Annotated in this window: 13 protein-coding genes and 1 tRNA gene; 7 read left to right on the forward strand and 7 right to left on the reverse strand. The window is 62.2% G+C overall.

Features of this window, described 5'->3' with window-relative positions; all coding sequences use genetic code 11:
- Positions 1 to 162: 162 nt before the first annotated feature.
- On the reverse strand, positions 163 to 2,664 hold the full coding sequence (gene dnaX / locus ACTM82_RS04150) for a DNA polymerase III subunit gamma/tau (RefSeq protein WP_441054612.1): 2,502 nt from the start codon (positions 2,662 to 2,664) through the stop codon (positions 163 to 165).
- Between the two features lie 115 nt (positions 2,665 to 2,779).
- Between dnaX and ACTM82_RS04155 the strand changes: the two genes are divergently transcribed.
- The 7 genes from ACTM82_RS04155 to pknB all read left to right on the forward strand — a co-directional run bounded on the left by ACTM82_RS04155 (position 2,780) and on the right by pknB (position 13,834).
- On the forward strand, positions 2,780 to 3,505 hold the full coding sequence (locus tag ACTM82_RS04155; RefSeq protein ID WP_441054610.1) for a hypothetical protein: 726 nt from the start codon (positions 2,780 to 2,782) through the stop codon (positions 3,503 to 3,505).
- A 144-nt stretch (positions 3,506 to 3,649) separates the two neighbouring features.
- Positions 3,650 to 5,503 carry a serine/threonine-protein kinase gene (locus ACTM82_RS04160; RefSeq protein WP_441054608.1) on the forward strand — a complete coding sequence of 618 codons (1,854 nt, stop codon included), beginning with the start codon at positions 3,650 to 3,652 and terminating at the stop codon, positions 5,501 to 5,503.
- Complete coding sequence (locus ACTM82_RS04165) at positions 5,500 to 6,507, forward strand: FhaA domain-containing protein (RefSeq protein WP_427719325.1); 1,008 nt, start codon at positions 5,500 to 5,502, stop codon at positions 6,505 to 6,507. The genes ACTM82_RS04160 and ACTM82_RS04165 overlap by 4 nt, the downstream gene beginning before the upstream one ends.
- Before the next feature lie 6 nt (positions 6,508 to 6,513).
- Positions 6,514 to 6,930, forward strand: a complete 417-nt coding sequence (locus ACTM82_RS04170) for an FHA domain-containing protein (protein WP_055250779.1) — start codon at positions 6,514 to 6,516, stop codon at positions 6,928 to 6,930.
- Positions 6,927 to 8,864 carry a Stp1/IreP family PP2C-type Ser/Thr phosphatase gene (locus ACTM82_RS04175; protein ID WP_441054606.1) on the forward strand — a complete coding sequence of 646 codons (1,938 nt, stop codon included), beginning with the start codon at positions 6,927 to 6,929 and terminating at the stop codon, positions 8,862 to 8,864. Before ACTM82_RS04170 ends, ACTM82_RS04175 begins: the two co-directional genes overlap by 4 nt.
- Before the next feature lie 16 nt (positions 8,865 to 8,880).
- Positions 8,881 to 11,751 carry an FtsW/RodA/SpoVE family cell cycle protein gene (locus ACTM82_RS04180; RefSeq protein ID WP_441054604.1) on the forward strand — a complete coding sequence of 957 codons (2,871 nt, stop codon included), beginning with the start codon at positions 8,881 to 8,883 and terminating at the stop codon, positions 11,749 to 11,751.
- Positions 11,752 to 11,884: 133 nt separating this feature from the next.
- A complete protein-coding gene (gene pknB, locus ACTM82_RS04185) occupies positions 11,885 to 13,834 on the forward strand; it encodes a Stk1 family PASTA domain-containing Ser/Thr kinase (protein ID WP_441054602.1) in 1,950 nt (649 codons plus the stop codon).
- A 301-nt stretch (positions 13,835 to 14,135) separates the two neighbouring features.
- Here the strand turns inward: pknB and ACTM82_RS04190 are convergent.
- The 6 genes from ACTM82_RS04190 to ACTM82_RS04215 all read right to left on the reverse strand — a co-directional run bounded on the left by ACTM82_RS04190 (position 14,136) and on the right by ACTM82_RS04215 (position 18,632).
- Positions 14,136 to 14,211 (reverse strand) — tRNA-Arg (locus ACTM82_RS04190).
- Positions 14,212 to 14,542: 331 nt separating this feature from the next.
- Positions 14,543 to 14,941, reverse strand: a complete 399-nt coding sequence (locus ACTM82_RS04195; RefSeq protein WP_427719318.1) for a DUF956 family protein — start codon at positions 14,939 to 14,941, stop codon at positions 14,543 to 14,545.
- 120 nt (positions 14,942 to 15,061) lie between these two features.
- Positions 15,062 to 15,982, reverse strand: a complete 921-nt coding sequence (locus tag ACTM82_RS04200; protein ID WP_154518429.1) for a PTS system mannose/fructose/sorbose family transporter subunit IID — start codon at positions 15,980 to 15,982, stop codon at positions 15,062 to 15,064.
- 16 nt (positions 15,983 to 15,998) lie between these two features.
- Positions 15,999 to 16,817 carry a PTS mannose/fructose/sorbose transporter subunit IIC gene (locus ACTM82_RS04205; protein ID WP_055285302.1) on the reverse strand — a complete coding sequence of 273 codons (819 nt, stop codon included), beginning with the start codon at positions 16,815 to 16,817 and terminating at the stop codon, positions 15,999 to 16,001.
- Between the two features lie 18 nt (positions 16,818 to 16,835).
- Positions 16,836 to 17,825, reverse strand: a complete 990-nt coding sequence (locus ACTM82_RS04210; RefSeq protein ID WP_154518426.1) for a PTS sugar transporter subunit IIB — start codon at positions 17,823 to 17,825, stop codon at positions 16,836 to 16,838.
- Between the two features lie 378 nt (positions 17,826 to 18,203).
- Entirely contained in the window at positions 18,204 to 18,632 is a 429-nt protein-coding gene (locus ACTM82_RS04215) for a hydrogenase maturation nickel metallochaperone HypA/HybF (protein WP_441054600.1), read from the reverse strand.
- Between the last annotated feature and the right edge of the window lie 150 nt (positions 18,633 to 18,782).

Below are 18,782 nucleotides of genomic sequence, written 5' to 3' on the forward strand. Positions count from 1 at the left end.
CTTTCAAACTCAAAAATCGTACCACGGCGCGGGGCATACGAGCGGGGCGGTCGCGCTAACTCAGTCGATGTACATGTCCTCTAGCGTGACGCGCCGCCCAAGACTATGCAAGGTCGAATTATGCAAGGTCTCACAAATCGGCGTATATACCCGCCCGCATAGTTACTCCACCGGCTTGAAGATGGTGGACTGGCCAAAGACACTACGTATGAGGGCTTTGGCCTCGTCCTCGGTCTGCGGGATGCCCGGGGCTGCGCCCTGGTGGCCGAAGGGACTGCCGGCGCCGGGATTGGACTCCCAAGGGGCAGCGAGGGCGTCGTCACTTGCAGGAGCGGACGTCGCAGCCGCGGGAGCTGCGGCCGAAGCGGCAGGGCTGGGCGCAGGCGCCGCGGCAGGCATGTCGAACGGAGCAAGATCTTCCCCGCTCGCATCGCCGGCGAAGCCGCCGACCATGGCGTCGTCGTAGGGTACCTGCTCGGATTCCCATGGCGCAGCCTGCACAGACGGCTGAATCTTGGGAGCAGACGCGCACTCGGGCGCTCGGGGCGCGGGCTCGGTCGGGAGCTTGCCCGTGGCAGGAGCGCCGGCAGGGTTGTCGGAGCGCAGCCAGGGGGCCTTGGCCAGGTCGGATGACTTTGGTGCAGGCGCGGCAGCGGGCTTGGACGCGGGGATCGGAGCAGCCGGTTTGGGCGCCGCGAGCTTAGGCGCCGACAGGGTCGATGCCGCTACCGGTGCCGCTTGCTGCTGCGTCGCGCTGGCGCTCAAGGATGCAGGGGCCGCCGAGGACACGGGTTGCGGGTCCGCAGATGCCGCAGCCCGTGCAGATGGAGAATGCTCCTCATGTTGAGGAGCCGGCGTGCCACCTCCATCCAGGACGTAGTCGACGGTGCGACGACCGAAGACCGCGCAGACCGTCGGCAAAAACACCGCCTGTGTATCAGCACGCCCGAGCATCTTGATAGCAAATGCCGTAGGGAACGAGACCGTGAGCTTAGAACCATCGTCTGCCGTAGCGCGAGCGTTCAACAGGAGAGCCGCATAAGAAGGTTGTTGGGCCTTGACGCGCTCGACGACCTCGACCCATTTGCGCTGGAGCTCGCCGGCATCCTCTACCGCAGGGGTCTCGGCGGCGCCGGCGGCAGCAACCTGAGCGGCAGTGTTGGGCTGGGGCTTAGGCGCCGGCGCAGCGGCAGGTACGGGAGCCGAAGCGGCGGTGGGCTGGGGCGTCGGAGCTGGCGCAGGCCGAGGCGCAGGCGCCGCAGGCTTGGAAGCTGACACGGACGCAGGCTGCGTCGCCGGAGTGGCGGCGCCGCGATCCCAAGGCATGCCGCCCTGGCGCGCGGGCGTAGCAGTGGGAGCGGCGGATGCCACAGGGGCAGCAGCTCGGGCACCCGAAATCAGCGTCGGTTGTTGTGTCGCCACAGGTGCAGCCGCGACAGCCGCAGGCGCAGCACCAGCAGCAGCCACGCTCGCCGGCACCGCGGCGTTGGCGACCATGGCCTCCAAGCGTGCCACGCGCTCGGCCAGGGCCTCAATGGTCAGATCGGCCTCGGGACGTGCCAGGCGCGTGCAGGCGATCTCGAGCACCAGGCGCACGTCGCTCGCACCCCTCATCTCCAACGCGGCATCGTCGAGCACTGTCAGCACGCGGGCCAGACGGTCGGCCGGATGCCCGCCAAAGGCAGCGGCCTCGGCAGCAAGCGCCTCGGCCTGCTCGGCCCCGCCCTCAAACAGCTCGCCACGGGTACCGGCAACGCAGGCCACATACACGTCGCGCACGTGCGCCACCAGGTCGCGCGTCAGCTCAAGCAAGTCATTGCCCTCCTCGACCTGTGCGCGAATGAGCCCATAGAGTTCAGCAACATCACGCTCGGCGATGGCGCGGGCAAACTCGCCCAGGATCTGGTCCGAAACCTCGCCCAAAAGCGAGCGGGCATCGTCCGCATGCACGGCGCCGTTGCCAAAAACGCTCAGCTGCTCCAGCGTGGAAAGCGCGTCGCGCATGCCGCCCTTGGCATGGCGCGCCACGATGGCCAGCGCCTCGTCGTCGTAATCGAAGCCCTCCTGCTCGCACACGTAGGACAGGCGATGCTCGATATCCTCGTTGCCGATGCGGTGGAAATCGAAGCGCTGGCAGCGCGAGAGGATGGTCTCCAGAATCTTTTGCGGATCGGTGGTGCACAACACAAAGATCACGTGCGCCGGCGGCTCCTCGAGCGTCTTGAGCAGCGCGTTGAACGCCGCCGTCGTGAGCATATGGACCTCGTCGATGATATAGATCTTGTACTTGCCACGCACCGGGGCAAAGTTAACGGAGTTGATGATCTCCTCGCGCACATTGTCCACGCCCGTACGGCTTGCGGCATCGAGCTCGTAGACATCGGGGTGGTTGCCCTCGGCGATGAGCTCGCACTCTTCGCAAGTGCCGTCGGGCATGCAGCCGCTTGCGCCCTCGGCGCGCGCCGCCTCGGCATTGCGGCATAGCAGCGCCTTGGCCAGAATGCGCGCCATGGTGGTCTTGCCCGTGCCGCGCGGTCCGCAGAACAGGTACGCGTGGGACAGGCGTCCCTCGGTGATGGCGTGCTCGAGCGTCGAGACGATATGCTGCTGGCCCACCACGGAGTCGAAGGTGAGCGGGCGATACTTTCGGTACAACGATTCCATGGGTGCTCCCCCGGGTATACTGAGTTTTGTTGCCGCGACGGCCATGCGGTCGCACGGCATACTGCACTCATAATAACCCGTACGGCGAGCCCGCCGCGATAGGAGTCCAAAGAGCATGGCAGACGCAGAGAGCAACCTCGTTCCCTCCGAAGCAGCCGACCAGGTCGAGGTCGCGCTCGAGAAACAGGCAGCAGCCGACGACGGCATCCTGTACCTCAACGAGTATCAGTACGAAAACGACCTCGTCACCGACTTCGCCCGCTTGGTCGCCTCGCCCAGGCGTCGCGGCTCGCTGTATGTCGCCGCGGCAACTGCCGCGCTGCTCGGCATCGGCATGTTGGTGGCCGGCGGCAACTGGATCAAGTTTGGCGTCGTCCTGATCGTGTTCGGTGCCTTTTTGGCCTGGTGGAGCAAAAACCTGCACCACACGCTCGCCCGCGACTTTATCGACGCCGTCGAGGCCGACAAGTCCATGGGTGGCCGCTATCGCCGCGTCGCCGCCAACGAGGACGGCTTGATGGTATGGGGCAAGAGCGGCAAGTCGCAGTTCTTCCCGTTTGAGAAGCTCGACCACGTACTCGACGGCGAGCGCATCTTTGTTGCCATGTTCGCAGACCAGGGCGTGACGATCCCCAAGGACACCTTTGTTCGCGGCGACGCCGAGCAGTTTGGCTCCTTCCTTAAGGCGCGCATCAACAAAAAGCTCCGCATCGAGACCAAGAAGAAGAAAATGAAGGCCGAGAAGGCTGCAGCCGAGGCCAAGCAGGGAGACAAGGCAGACAAGCCCCAGGACAACAAGGGCAAGCAGTGCAAGCAGAAGAAGGGCAAGAAGAAGCGCTAAGACCAAGTCAGACAGGCAGCCTCGCATCCCGCTATCCTCCCCATGCACCAGAGCGTGCTACACTAGCAGCATCTATGCCACCGCGAATGGCTCGGCCCCGCGCCCGCCGCTCGCAAACGAACTTTAAACGCACGAGGGTTGGCCATGCCGCTTTTCTCGCAACATACCGCCCGGTTCTCGCCGGACGTCCCTTTGGAGGGCACCAGCTCTCGCGAGCTGCTCAAGCGGTACCAGCCGCTCGAGACGCTTGCGACCGGCGGTTTTGGCTCCATCGAGATTTGCCGCGACACGCACCTGCGTCGTCGCGTGGCCATTAAGCGCATCCCTCTTATCAACGGCTCCGGCATGCCCGCCAGCGACATCATGGATGTACTGCGCGAGGCACATACCGCCGCCATGCTTCAACATCCCAATATCGTGCAGGTTATCGACTTTACGCATGACACCGCCTATGCCTACCTGGTCATGGAGTATGTCGACGGCATGTCGCTGGCCGAGTTTTTGCATCGCGTGGACGGCCACTCGCTCACCTTTGACGAGGCAGCGACCATTGCCGACGCGTTGGGTCAGGCGCTCACCTTTGCCCATGCAAACGGCGTGCTTCATCTGGACATAAAGCCCGCCAATGTGCTCATTGACCACTCGGGCAATGTAAAGCTCACCGACTTTGGCATGGCGCGGCTGTCATCTGCCGGCGGCTTTGGCGGATCGCGCGGCGGCACCATCGGCTACATGCCGCCCGAACAGCTCGATATCGAGACCGGCACGGTCGAAGAGCGCGCCGATGTCTTTGCCCTTGCCTGCGTGATCTACGAGGGCCTGTGCGGCAGCGCCCCCTTTATGGCGGCAACGCCTGCCGACTCGCTCGACCGCATCATCGGCGGCGCCACCTACCCCAGCGAGCTGATCCCGCACTTTCCCCCGGGGGCCGAGGCAGCGCTCATGAGCGCCCTCTCCCCTATGCCGCAAGACCGCCCCGATAGCATCGAGGCATTCTGCGACCAACTCCTTGCCGGCTTGGGGAGCGTGCGCGAAGGCCGTCGCAGCTTGGAGCAGATGGTAAGCGAGCTTTCGGACGACGAGCACGCAGCAGACGATATGGAGTCGCTGCCTTACGAGGATAACGCCATCGAGGTCGACCCCGCGCTTGGTTGGGCGGGCACGCGCTGGAGCTGCGCGCGCGATTACACCATGCGCGGTATCTCGGCACTAACGTGTGCAACCTTCAGCTTTTTGCTTATGCAGACAGCGGGCGTCGCGGCGCTTCCCGGGCTGGTCGCCGCGGCCATCGCTATTGGCGCGGCGGCAGGCTTGGCACCGCAGATCGGCTCGGCTATCTCGGCCGTGGGCTTTTTGGTGCTCATGGCCAACGCCACCATGCAGGCGCAGGGCATCCTGTCGATGCTGCCGGTCGCGGTCATTTTTGCCGCCGCCATGTCCGGATGGTGGATTGCCTGGGGACGCACCGAAGCGGCCGCGAGCGCGGCACTCACCTGCGCGCTTGCGCTAGGTTGTCTAACCGGCGACGCCATCCTTGCCGCCGGGGCCGCCGCGGGCTTCGCGGCGTTTTGGCTCGGCCCGGCAAGCGCCGCTGCCGCCACGGGTATAGGCGCGCTTTTTGCCCGCCTGGCCGCAGCTGCCCTCCCTACGGGAGGCGTGCTGGGGCTTGGCAATGTCGCCGCAGCGCTGGGCGACGCGTTCCTCTGGGCCGCCTTCGCACTGATCGCAGCAGCAGCCGCGGCAACGTCGCTGCTGCTCAATGCCCATGCCAAGCACGCCGAGCAGGGGTCAAACCTCGCCGCCATCGTCGCAATTGCCGTCGCCGGTATCGGCTCGGCCGTATCGTTTTGTCTTGCACACCATATGGAAATTGCCAGCCTTGCGGGCACGGTCGTCGCCAAGGCGGCGGTTGCGGGAATCCTATCCTCTATAATCGTTGGGATATGCCTGTATTTGCTCGGATACCAAAGAACCTATACGGAGAGTGATCTTTCGTGAACTTCCTGAACATCTTCGAGGACCACGTGGCCGGCATCTTCGGTGCCACCCGTGCCCCGTTCTCCTTTAAGAAGCTTGCCAAGCAGGCTGCTCGCGACATGGAGGATCAAACTCTGGTGATCAACGGCGTCAACACCGCGCCGGCGCTCTATACCATCCTGATCGCCACCGATGACGATCCCATGCTTGCCCCGTTCTATCCCGAGCTTTCGCGCGAGGTGCGCGAGTTTGTGAAGGCGCAGGCCGAAAAACGCCGCTACGTCTTTGTCGGCGAGCCCCTTGTTCGCTTTATGATCGACCCTCAGCTGCGCGCCGGCAAGTTCTCGGTCTTTGCCGAGAACGTCGACGCTCCCACGCTCGGCCGTCTGTACGAGGAAGAGCGCGCCTATCAAAATGGCCTGGGACAGAACAGCTCGGCCACAAGCCGTGCCGCAAGCGCCCCCCGCGCCGGTCAGCAGCAGTTTGCATCGCCGCAGCAACACCCGGCCGCCATGCCCCAGCAGCAGCCGACACCCCGCGCTGCCACTCCCGACCCGCTCGCTGTGGCCGACCCCTTTGCACCCAATGTCCCCGATCCCGCAGCCCCCATCCCTGTGCCGCAAACCGTCTCTCGCGACGCACTTGCCGGTATGGGCGGAGCGGCTGCCACTGGCGCCGCCGTGGGCCTTGGCGCTGCGACCAGCATCGCCTCCAACATGGCAAGCCCCCGCGCCCCGCAGCGTCCGCTCGCCCAACTCGTCGACGTCGTGAGCGGCGAGAGCCACAACATCACCTCCGCGCAGGTGACCATCGGTCGTGAGCGCTCGGTATCCGACATCGCCCTGCGCGACCCCAACGTGTCGCGCCGTCATGCCCAGCTCACCTTTACCGGCTCTGACTGGTCGATCGAGGACCTCAACTCCACCAACGGCACGCTCGTCAACAACCGCCGCATCACGCGCTGCCCGCTGCGCAACGGCGATCTGCTAACGTTTGGCCTGAGCACCTTTGAATTTAGGGGTTAATCGCTTATGAACATCGATATCGTCCTTTTTGCAGGCCGCATCGTACTGGTCGTCCTGCTTTATATCTTCTTGTTCGCCGTCATGAAGACCGGCGTGGGGCTCGTGCGCGGCCAGCGCCGCGACTCTGCCATCTGGACGATCGATGTGGACAAGGGCCCGCGCGGCATCCGCGGTATTCACGTGGATATGCTTGGCCCCGTCATCGTCGGTCGTTCGCCGTCATCTGACATCTGCATCAACGAGCCGTTTGTCTCTGCCTCGCATGCGCGTTTTTCGCTGCAGGGCCCGGCACTTATTATCGAGGACCTCAACTCGCTCAACGGCACCCTTGTTAACGGCCGCCAGCTGGTGGAGCCCGCAACGCTGCGCGAGGGCGACGAAGTCCAGATTGGCGACGTGGTCATGAAGGTGAACCGTCGATGATCGACGAGGAGAACAAGTCCGCAACCATGTCCGAGGCACTGGCTGCCCCCGCGGCCGTGCCGGCCCATGCCGCCCCGGCGGGCCCTGCGCCCGTTGAGCCCGAGGACACCGTGTTCTCCCTGCCTCTTTCGCATGTAACGCAAGACCATCCGATGCCCATCGATGGCCAGGATGAAGATACTTCCACCGATGCCCCCATCGGCGCGCACGCCGTTGCCGATCAACCTTCGGCACCGGAAACTACACCTGCGCCGGCCCACTTTGCCGAGTCTGTCGCCGCGGCAATCGATGAGAGCGCCGCGGTGTTTTTGGCCCCCGAGCCCACGGCACCGGTGTTTCCCGTAGTTCCAGCACCCACCGCAGCGCCCGAGCCCGCATCTACACCGGCACCCGCGGCGGCATCCTCCCCCGCGGCCGCATCGGCGCCCGAGGCTGTGCAGCCTACGGCCGAAGAGATGCCCGTCGCAGCGACGGAGGACGCCTCTCAGCCCCACAGCACGCCCGCGCCCGCGCACTTCGCGGCACCCGAGCCCGCAGCCGTCGCCCCGCAAGACGAAGAGCCTGCCGACAACACAACCGAAGTGCCCGCCACGTCTAAAGTCGACGATCCGAGCAACGAGGCCAACGCCGTCTCGCCCGGCGACACGGCCGAGATTGATGTCGCCGCCGTGGAGGCCAAGCTCAAGGACCCTGGTTCGACCATGAGTTTTGAGCCGCTGACCGACGAGCGCATCGAGACCGATTCGACCTACGATGCCGGCACCACCACGCAACTCATGTGGGGCGCCCGCTCCGATGTTGGCTGCGTGCGTCCGCACAACGAGGACTCCTACCTGGTACAGTCGCCGCTCTTTTGCGTGTGCGACGGCATGGGTGGTCACGCCGCCGGCGAGGTAGCCTCCTCCATCGCGGTCGAGACCATCGCCAAGACGGCGCCACAGGCTGCCGACGCCGCGCGCCTAGCCGCAGCCGTCGAAGCTGCCAACGCCGCCGTCATCGAGGCCGCACTCAACGGCCTGGGCAAGCCCGGTATGGGCTGCACGGCGACCTGCGCCTATATCGAAAACGACATGCTCGCCATCGCCCACGTGGGCGACTCGCGCGCCTATCTGCTCCACGAGGGCACGCTCATCCGCGTGACCCGCGACCACTCCTATGTGGAGGAGCTCGTGGACGCTGGCGAAATTACGGCCGATGAGGCGCGCGTCCATCCCAACCGCTCGGTTATCACGCGTGCGCTGGGTTCGGACCCCGCCATGTATGCCGACCACTTTACCCTGCACATCGAAGAGGGCGATCGCCTGATCCTGTGCTCGGACGGCCTTTCGAGCATGATTCCCGATAGCGAAATCGAAAACATCGCCACGCAATCGTCTACGGCGCAGATTTGCGTCGACAACCTGGTGGACGCCGCGCTCGCTGCCGGCGGCCACGACAACGTGACGGTAGTCGTTGTGGACCTGGTCGACGACGGCGTCATGCGCGAGGCGAAGCGTGTTCGCCGCCGCAACGTCACCATTGCCGCCATCCTGGGCATCGCTTTTGTGCTGGCGGCAGCCATCTGGGCCTACGCGGGCGTCACCGGCTCGTATTACCTGGGCACCTACAAGGACACCGTCGCGGTCTACCGGGGCATTCCCGGCAAGCCGCTCGGCCTTAAGCTGCACTGGCTCGAGAGCACGACCGCCATCAAGCTATCCGACCTACCCGAAGACACGCAGAATCGTCTGAAAGCAGGCATTCCGCAAACGAGTGTTGACGACGCGCAGGACACTATCTCCAAGTACCGTCATCAAATCGATGAGGAACAGACCCGCCAGGTGATCGACGCGCAAACGATTCGCGACAACACCGACCAGGAATCGACTTCCAAATCGAATTCCGAAAAAACCGCCGAACAGTCCGCCGAGGCCGAAGCCTCCGATAAGAATTAGAAAGGGAGTGCCGCTTATGAGTCGCCGCAACACCGAAATGCTCTTGCTCATCGCCTCGGCGTTCCCCGTCATCCTGCTGTATGCGATGTACGTGCTCACCGCAGGCGCTTCCATCTCGTTTGAAACGCTCGCCGTGCCGATCGGTCTTTTTGCCGCCTTCGCCGCGGCGCATATCGCCGTGCGCATCCTGGCGCCCGGTGCCGATCCGGCCATCCTGCCCATCGTCTTTGTGCTTTCGGGTATCGGCATCACGTTCGTAACGCGTCTGGCACCCGCCCTCGCCATCTCGCAGCTCGTCATTCTGTTTGTCTCGGTGGCACTGATGGTGGGCACGCTCGCGATGATCAAGAATCTCGATGTGGTCATGCGCTACAAGTACACCTTTGGCATCATCGGCATCATCTTGCTGATGCTGCCCATCTTTATCGGCACCACCATCTCGGGCTCCAAGCTGTGGATTCGCATCGCCGGCTCCACCATCCAGCCCGGCGAGTTCGCCAAGATTTTTATCGTATTGTTCTTGGCCGGATACCTAGCCGAAAACCGCGAGCTACTCTCCATCTCCAATCGTAAGATCTTGGGCCTCAAGGTCCCGCGCCTGCGCCTGCTGCTACCGCTGTTCGCTGTGTGGGGTGTATGCCTTCTGGTCGTTGTCTTCGAGCGCGACTTGGGCTCCGCCGTGCTGTTCTACACCATCTTCTTGCTGATGCTCTACGTCGCCACGGGACGTTTCTCGTATGTCGTCATCGGCCTTGCGCTTTTGGCAGTGGGTGCCGTGGGCGCCTACAAGTTCCTGTCGCATGTCCAGGTACGTTTCCAGATCTGGGCCGACCCCTTTAAGGATGCCCAGGGCCAGGGCTACCAGATTGTGCAATCCCTTTTCTCGTTGGCTGACGGCGGTCTTATCGGCGTTGGCATCGGTAATGGCATGGCCAATAACATCCCCGTCGTCGAGTCCGACTTCATTTTCTCGGCCATCGGCGAGGAAATGGGCCTTTTGGGCGGCGGCGCCGTACTCGTCCTGTTTATGCTCTTTGCCGTGCGAGGCCTGACCACGGCCGCCCGCGCTAAGTCCGACCTTGCCGCATTTAGCGCCACGGGCCTTACGGCCGCCATTAGCTTCCAGGCCTTCTTGATCGTTGGCGGCGTTACCCGCCTGATTCCGCTGACCGGCGTCACCCTGCCCTTTATGAGCCAGGGCGGCTCCTCGCTGCTGGCGAGCTTTATCATTGTCGCGCTTTTGCTGCGCGCCGGTGACGAGGCAACCGGTCGCGAGGCCGAGCTCACCGGCACCGGCACCATGGCCGCCATCACTGACGACCAGGTCGCTTCTGCCGCGGCGCATGCCGGCACGCGCTTCGCTTCTTCGTCTTCCTACGGCCGTGGCAGCCACTCCACCGGCTCGCGCATGCGTCGTCGCCTGCTCGATACGCCCGAATCTGGCGTGCTCGGCCGCGTGGCGCTCGCCAACCGCCTAACCCGCGCGGTGTTTGCCTTTACGGCCCTGTTCGCCATCCTCATCGGCAACCTCACCTATGTCCAGGTCATCAAGGCCAAGGATTACCAGGATATGCCGACCAACAATCACACCATCGCCCGTTCCAAGTACATCCAGCGCGGCTCCATCATCACGTCCGACGGCGTGACGCTGGCCGAATCGCTGCAACAGGAGGACGGCACCTACGTACGCTCCTACCCTAACGGCAACCTGGCCGCCCATGTGGTTGGCTATGTGAGCCAGCAGTACGGTACCGCCGGCATCGAGAGCGTGATGAACGACACGCTCACCGGTTCCAAGGATTACTCCAGCTGGAACAACGCCATCGCGTCGCTCGCGGGCCAAAACCAGCCGGGCAACACCGCCAAACTCACCATCGACTCCCGCATCCAGACGGCCGCCGAACAGGCTCTCAAGGGCTTTAAGGGCGCCGTTGTGGTCATGGACCCGCGCACTGGCGCGGTGCTCGCATGCGCCAGCTCGCCCACCTACGACAACACCAACATCGACGCCCTGCTGCAATCGGGCGGCGGTGAGGACAGTTCTATGTACGACCGCGCCATGGACGCCCTCTATACTCCGGGCTCCACGTTTAAGGTCGTCACGCTTTCGGCGGCACTCGAGACCGGCACCGCAAGCCTTTCGAGCACTTACCAGGCGCCCGGTTCCATGGATATCGGCAATGCACCGGTCACCAACTCCGCCAATGAGAGCTACGGCACGATTAGCCTGCAGCAGGCCTTTGCCGTGTCGTCCAACGTCGTCTTTGGTCAGGTGGCAAACGAGGTCGGCGCCAGCTCGCTCGTACAGTTCGCCAACGCCTTTGGCTATGGCCAAAAGCTCGGTCAGGACCTAACCGCCGTGGCGTCCATCATGGCCGACCCCTCGCTCATGACCGAGTGGGAAATCGCCTGGGCCGGCGCCGGCCAGCCCGTCGGCATGGACCACACGCCGGGTCCGCAGACCACCGTCATGCAGAACGCCGTTATCGCGGCGGCCATCGCCAACAGCGGCGTCGTCATGGACCCGTTCTTCGTTGCCCAGGTGCTCGCCCCAGACGGAACCGTGGTCAAGACCACGCAGTCCCGCTCACTGGGCCAGGCCGTCAGCGCCACCACGGCCGAACAGGTCAAACAGGCCATGCTCGACGTCGTTCAATCCGGCACCGGCACCGATGCCCAGATTCCGGGCGTCAAGGTTGCCGGCAAGACCGGCTCTGCCGAGACCGTCGGTACCAACGTCAACTCGATGTTCGTCGGTTTTGCGCCTTACGATTCACCCACGGTCGCCATCTCGGTAGCCTTGGAGGATTACGACAAGCACGACGTCGAGGCGGCAAAGATCGCCGGCATCGTCCTGACCGCGGCACTTGCCGCCCAGGGAGCGTGATGCCCGTGATTGATGCGCAAGCATGGGGCGTGCCGCGGCCGATAACACTAGCGGCAATGCGCCACACGGCCCCAGCGGCCTCAAATTTGGTACTACACACATCGTTGAGCGAATAGTCATGTTAGGAGCAGGAATGGAACAGAGGGTCCTCGGGGGAAGATACCTCCTCAAGGATAAGGTAGGAACGGGCGGCATGGCGACCGTCTACCGTGCACAGGACCAGGTCCTCGACCGCACGGTAGCTATCAAAATCATGCTGCCGCAATATGCCGGCGACGCCACCTTTGCCGCACGCTTTAAGCAGGAGGCCCAGGCAGCGGCCGGTCTCTCCTCCCCCTATATCGTGGGCGTCTACGATTGGGGCAAGGACGGCGACACCTATTACATCGTCATGGAGTACCTGCGCGGCACCGACCTTAAGAGCGGCATCAAGAGCCACGGCGCCCTTGACCCCAAAAAGGTCGCTCAGATCGGCTCGCAGATCAGCTCCGCACTTTCGGTCGCCCACAAGCACGAGATCATCCACCGCGATATTAAGCCGCAGAACATCATGGTGCTGCCCGACGGCAACATCAAGGTCATGGACTTTGGCATCGCGCGCGCCAAGAACAGCCACCTTACGCAGGACAACAACGTTTTGGGCACCGCCCACTACGTAAGCCCCGAGCAGACCCGCGGGCAGGATCTAGGCCCCACCTCGGACATTTACTCGCTGGGCGTCGTGATGTACGAGTGCGCCACCGGCCGCGTGCCTTTCGACGGCGACGATGCCATCTCGGTCGCACTCAAGCAGGTCAACGAGCTGCCCGTGCCGCCGAGCCAGATCAACTCCGGTGTCGATGCCGATCTTGAGCGCATCATCCTCAAGTGCATGGAAAAAGATCCGGCTAACCGTTTCCAGACGGCCGACGAGCTGCGTCAGGTGCTCAACAGCTACCTGTCTGGTCGCGCCGTCAACGTGCCGGAGCCTACGCGCGTTATCGGCGCCGTTGGCGACCTGGGTGCCACCAAGACCCGAGAGCTATCCGACCAGACGCGCGCCATGGTACGCCCCGTCTCGGGCGTGAGCGGACAAAATAACGCTCGCAGCTCCGTCTCGGGTTCAACCGGCTCTTACGCCACCGAGCAGCCCAAATCCAACAAGAACAAGATCATCGCCGCCGTAGTTGCTGCGGTAGCCGTAATCGGCGTCATCGTGGCCTTTGCCACCGGACTCTTTGGCGGCGAGCAGGTCCCGGTTCCCGATGTGTTGGGTAAGGACCAGCAGACCGCCGTCGAACTGATTAAGGATGCCGGCCTTGACGTCGGAACCATTGACCAGAGCTACAACGACGACGCCGACGAGGGGAAGGTTGTCGAGCAGACTCCTAACGGTCACACCAAGAAGCCCAAGGGCACCAAGGTGAATCTGGTAATCTCCAAGGGTCCCAAGCCCTCCGAGAAGGTTGATGTCCCGCAGCTCGTTGGTCTGACCAAGGACCAGGCAGAGGCGGCGCTGGCAAGCGTCGGCCTTAAGGGCAATGCCACCGAGGAAGCCAACGAGGCCGAAAAGGGCGAAGTCTTTGAACAGGGCACCGATGCGGGCAAGGAAGTCGAGAAGGGCACGACCATTTCGTACAAAGTCTCGAGTGGACCCGACACCACCTCCGTTCCCGATCTGACCGACATGACCGAGGCTCAGGCACGCAACGCCCTCGATATGGCCGGCTTCGGCGTCGATGTGACCTACCAGGAGAACGATTCCGTCACCGAGGGCACCGTCATTAGCTGGAACCCCAGCGGTAAGCAAAAGCCCGGCGCCACGATTACCGTCGTCATCGCCAAGAAGTCCGGCAAGGCAAACGTTCCGGGCAACCTATACGGCAAGAGTATCTCCTCCGCCGTCACCGCGCTCAACAACGCCGGATTCTACAACATCGCATTCTGCGATCAGAACGGCAACCCCGTGAGTGGTAACGAAAACGCCACCGTGACGGGCGTCTCCCCCACTGGCAAGCAGTCCACCGACAGCACGATCACGCTGACGGTTTCGATTTCTGGCTCTGGCACCGATTCAGGCGACGATTCCGGCACGACCAACTAGTCATCGAGACATTGCCCACAGCGGCTGATGCCGCAAACATATTCGCTCACAGGCGCCCGCTTGCTCCCCCAGCAAGCGGGCGCTTTCTTTATCCGAAGCAGCGAAAACTACGGCATGCCTTTAAACCAGAAGAGCCCGGTACCGCAGCGGTACCGGGCTCGATATTGCTCTGGTGCCCCCGGGCGGATTCGAAAACTCCCCCCGCGGGGAAATCGGTGACGCGGGTGTCGACGGCCCGAATCCGCCGGCGGCCCCCCACAAACCAGAAACGGCGCCGCTCCCGCGACGCCGTCATATTCCCTGGTGCCCCCGGGCGGATTCGAACCGTCGACACCCGCTTTAGGAGAGCGGTGCTCTATCCCCTGAGCTACGGAGGCATGTTGTACTAGTGTAGCAGATTTGCGCCACTGCCATGCAGCGCATAGCCACTCTTCGAAGTTACGGTGGAGCAGCCCTCCGGAAAGCGTGTCCCACTATCCAGACGAATTCTGGGACGGGCTTTCCGGATGGGGCCTCTCTAGGAAACTACGACCCGAAATTTGAGCTCGAAACGGGATATGGTTTCCCAAATGAGCCTGTTCCGGAAACTGCATCCCAGAATAGGCGCTCAAACTGGGATGATATTTCCCCAGCGAATCCCGCGAAGAGCTACAGGTAGTCATTGGGGACGTTCTTTAATGACTAGTCGTATAAGAACGTCGCAGGCGACTAGTTGCCTTTGTGGAAAAGGCCTTTGATAACGGAGGGGATGCTCTTGGCGCCCTTGGCCGTCACATCGATAAAGTCAGGCGAACGCACAAGCTTATCCTCGTCGACGTACTTGCGAACTGCACGAAGCGTCTCTTTGTCGTCGCGCGTCGAAAACGTAAAGTGGCCGTTATCCTTGGTAAAGATAGCAAAACGCGTGATCTTCTTAGTGCCGCGCAAAACCTCGGCGGCAATATAGTCGACCTCGTCCCACGGAATTTGAATAAAATCCTCGGGATTGCGCTCGTTGTAATACTCGAACGCCTTATTGCCCACCATCACGTTACCGTGGCTGGTAAGCCCCATCAGGCAGGTTGCCGGTGTTGCCAGATCGACCGTGCTGTTCTGAGATTGCGCCATGCGCGCCTCGCCCTCCAAATAAAACAATCGGACCGCATCCAGTGTACCCACCGGGTGCGGTCCGTTTCAATGGCTCAAAAGCCCTTGCCTAGCAACTCTCGGTCTTAAGCCGAAGCGTGCTTACATGAAGCCGCAAACGCGACCGATGATACCGACGGCGAAGAGAGCCAGGATGATGACGATCGGGCTGACCTTCTTCTTGAGCAGCTTGCAGACGAACAGCGTCAGGCACACGGCAGCAAGGCCGGGGATGAGCTGATCGAGGTTAGCCTGAAGCGTGGTGACCTTCACCTGATCAAGGGCGGTAGCACCGACGGAGTTGTACATCGTCAGCGCTTCCTTGATGCCCTCGGCACCGGAAGGCAGGTTAGCCCAGTCAATGAAGGCGCCGGCAGACTGCGTGACCTTGGAGACGACCGGGGTGAAGGAGATGGACACCCAGCGCTCGACCAGGGCGCCGATGATGAACATGCCCAGGATGGAAGCACCCTCGGTGACCTTGCCCATCAGACCGCCGGAGAGGTCCTTGGCGATGGAGGAGCCGACCTTATAGCCAAACTCCTGCGTGTACCACAGGAAGGCGTAACGGATGATGTTCCACGCGAAGAAGAACAGCAGCGGACCGGCGATGCTGCCGGACAGGGCCAGGGAAGCGCCCAGAGCGCCCAGGATCGGGCGAAGGGTGAACCAGAAGGCGGGGTCGCCGACGCCGGCGAGCGGGCCCATCATACCGACCTTGACGCCCTGAATGGCGACGTCATCGATCGGTGCACCGTTGGCGCGCTCCTCCTCGAGAGCGAGGGTAACGCCAATGACGGGGGCGGAAACATAGGGATGGGTGTTATAGAACTCCAGGTGGCGCTTAAGCGCGGAAATCTGGTCGTCCTTGCTGGTGTAGAGCTTCTTGATCGCAGGGATCATTGCGAAGCACCAGCCGCCATTCTGCATACGCTCGTAGTTCCACGAGCCCTGAAGGAACTGATGACGGAAGCAAACCTTCTTGCGGTCAGCCTTGGTGAGCTGAATCTTGTTCTCTGCCATATGTATCACTCCCCTCCTACTCGTAATCGTTCAGAATGTCGCCGAGCGGGTCACCGGAGCCACCGCCCATGCCGCCACCCTGCTTGGCCAGATCCTTGAGGCCAAGGTAGATGAGGGCAAGGGAGATGCCGATGAGGCCAAGAGCAATCAGCGTGAGCTGAGGGATGGCAGCAAGGACAAAGCCGAGGATGAAGAACGGCCAGGTCTCCTTGGTGGCCATCATGTTGATGACCATGGCGTAACCGACGGAAGCGACCATGCCGCCGCCGACAGCCATGCCGCCGGACAGCCAGTCGGGCATAGCGTTAAGCGCGTTGGTAACTGCCTCGGCCGGGATGATGCACAGAAGTACTGCCGGGATGGCGATACGAAGGCCCTGCATGAGGATGGCGGCGTACTGCCAGCGCTCGATGCCGGAGAAGTCGCCCTTCTCGGCGCAACCGTCCATGGCGTGAGCGATAGCGGTAGCCAGGGTACGGCAGATCATGGTCAGGAACAGGCCAGCGACCGACAGCGGGACTGCGACGGCGATGGCGGCGGTAACGGCCTTGGCCGAATCGGTGGCGCCACCGTTGAGGGCGAGCACCATGATAATCGAAGAAGCGACCGAGGCCAGAGCGGCGTCAGGCGCGACGGCGGCGCCGACGTTAGCCCAGCCAAGGGCCATCATCTGGAGCGAACCGCCCAGGAGGATGCCCTCCTGAAGGTGACCGGTTACGAGACCGATAAGCGTGCATGCCACGAGCGGCTGATGGAACTGGAACTCATCCAGAATGCCTTCCATACCGGCAAGCAACGCGACAATCGCAACAAGCAGAATAGTGATTGCAGACATGTATCGGACCCTCCTTTACTATGCTTGAGCGGCCAGTTCGGCCTTAGCTTTCTTCAACATGGCGTCGAGATCCTCGGAGGAATCCGAAGGAACCTTGCGGACCTCGAACTTGACGCCCTTGGCCTTGAGGGCCTCGAGAGTCTTAACGTCGTCATCGCCCATAGCGACGGCGTTGGTGACGACGACCTTGCCCTTGGAGTGAGCCATGGAACCGATGTTGACTTCCTTGATGTCGACGCCGGCCTCGATAGCCTTGAGCAGATCCTGCGGGTTCTCAAAGAGCAGCATGGCCTTGGTGTCACCAAAGCGCGTGTCCTTGACAACCTCGGCCATCTTCTTGATGGGCACGACGTTGGCATGGACTCCCGGAGGGGCAGCCTGCTCGATCATGGTCTTGCGGAGCTCGTCGTGAGCAACGCCGTCGGAAACCACGATGATGCGGTTGGGGTTGATCTGCTTGGTCCACGTGGTGGCCACCTGACCATGCAGCAGACGGGTGTCGATACGGACGTGGGCGATCTTGATGTGCCCATCGCCGATGACCGTTCCCGGAGGGATGGCGCCTGCAGGAGCAGCGGCGGCCGTGGCCGGCTTCTTCTCCTCGGGCTCCAGAGACTCGGGCTTGACGCGCACGCCAGCCTTAGCCTCAGTCACGAGATGTTTTGCGATCGCATGTGCAGTGTTCTTTGCGTCAAAGCGCTGCGAATATGCCTCGATGAGCATAGGCAGGTTGACACCGGTGACGATAGCCCAGGAATCGTGGCCCTCGATGAGACCGCTGATCTGGTTGAACGGCGTGCCGCCCCACAGATCAACGAGGAAGAGCACCTGCTCCTGGTCCTCGAAGGAAGCGATTGCTTCCTCGACCTTGGCACGGAAGTCGTCGGGGCCCATGCTCGGCTCGAGCGAGACCACGGCCACAGACGGCTGATCGCCAAAGACCATCGAGCCCGTCTGCTTGATTCCGGCTGCCAAGTCCCCGTGGCTAGCAAGAACAATACTTACCATCACATAACCTCCTCTTTGTCTACGTATTTCCTACACGACATGAAAGGAGTATACCTGTTCGTCCTGTAAAATTATAGAGAAAAATGCGAATGATTGGATAATTTGTTTAAACGTCTAGGTTTGTTACAAGTTGATTACGTTACTGCTTTTTGACGGATTACACGCCAAGGCGTCACTTATCAAGCCATTCATTTTACAGATACAAGCAGGCTGGTCATTAATATCGATTTTAGGCAAGCGCGAATGCGCTTGTACTGCAGTTATTTTGTTTAAACAGACATAACTTGACTATTAGCGTGACTTATGCACTAACGTAAGTAGTCATTGGGGACGTTCTTAAACGACTAGTCGAACAAGAACGTCCCCAACGACTAGGGGCTAGACGATGTGGAGGGGGTTGGCAGCGTCGACGGCATCGGGGGCGTCGGAGAGGCCGTCGGGAGCAGCATCTGGCGGGTCCTCGTCGGGGGTCTCAATCTGCTTGATCATGACCTCCTGGCCCTGCAGCAGGTATGTCTCGCCGCTACCGCAATGGGGACAGATTTTGCCGTGCTCGACCGTCGCATAGTCGCGGCCGCACGCCTCGCAATGCGTCACGGCCTCGACAGGATCCACGATAAGCTCCGTGCCCTCGGTGATAGGCTTTTTATCTGCCGCCCAGCGCCAAGCGTCGAGCAGCAAGTCGGGAACGACGCCCGAGACCTCGCCCAGCAGCAGCGTGACGCTCGAAACGCGACTCACGCCATTGGCGCGCGCCACGTTCTCGACATCGCGAATAATGTGATAGACGATTCCCAATTCATGCAAGGCGAAAACCCTTCTGCAGCGGTTGATACGATGTCAACCCATATATCAGCGAGCGGCGATCCAGGTGCCCCAGGTTGCCCCGAAACAAGGCGTCCGCTGGGCTTTTGCCCGCGGCGCCGCAGTTGAGGGGCAAGATGGGGTATCTGGGCG

Origin of the sequence: Collinsella sp. HCP3S3_E5 (assembly GCF_052067635.1) — a bacterium.
Classification (GTDB): Bacteria; Actinomycetota; Coriobacteriia; order Coriobacteriales; family Coriobacteriaceae; genus Collinsella.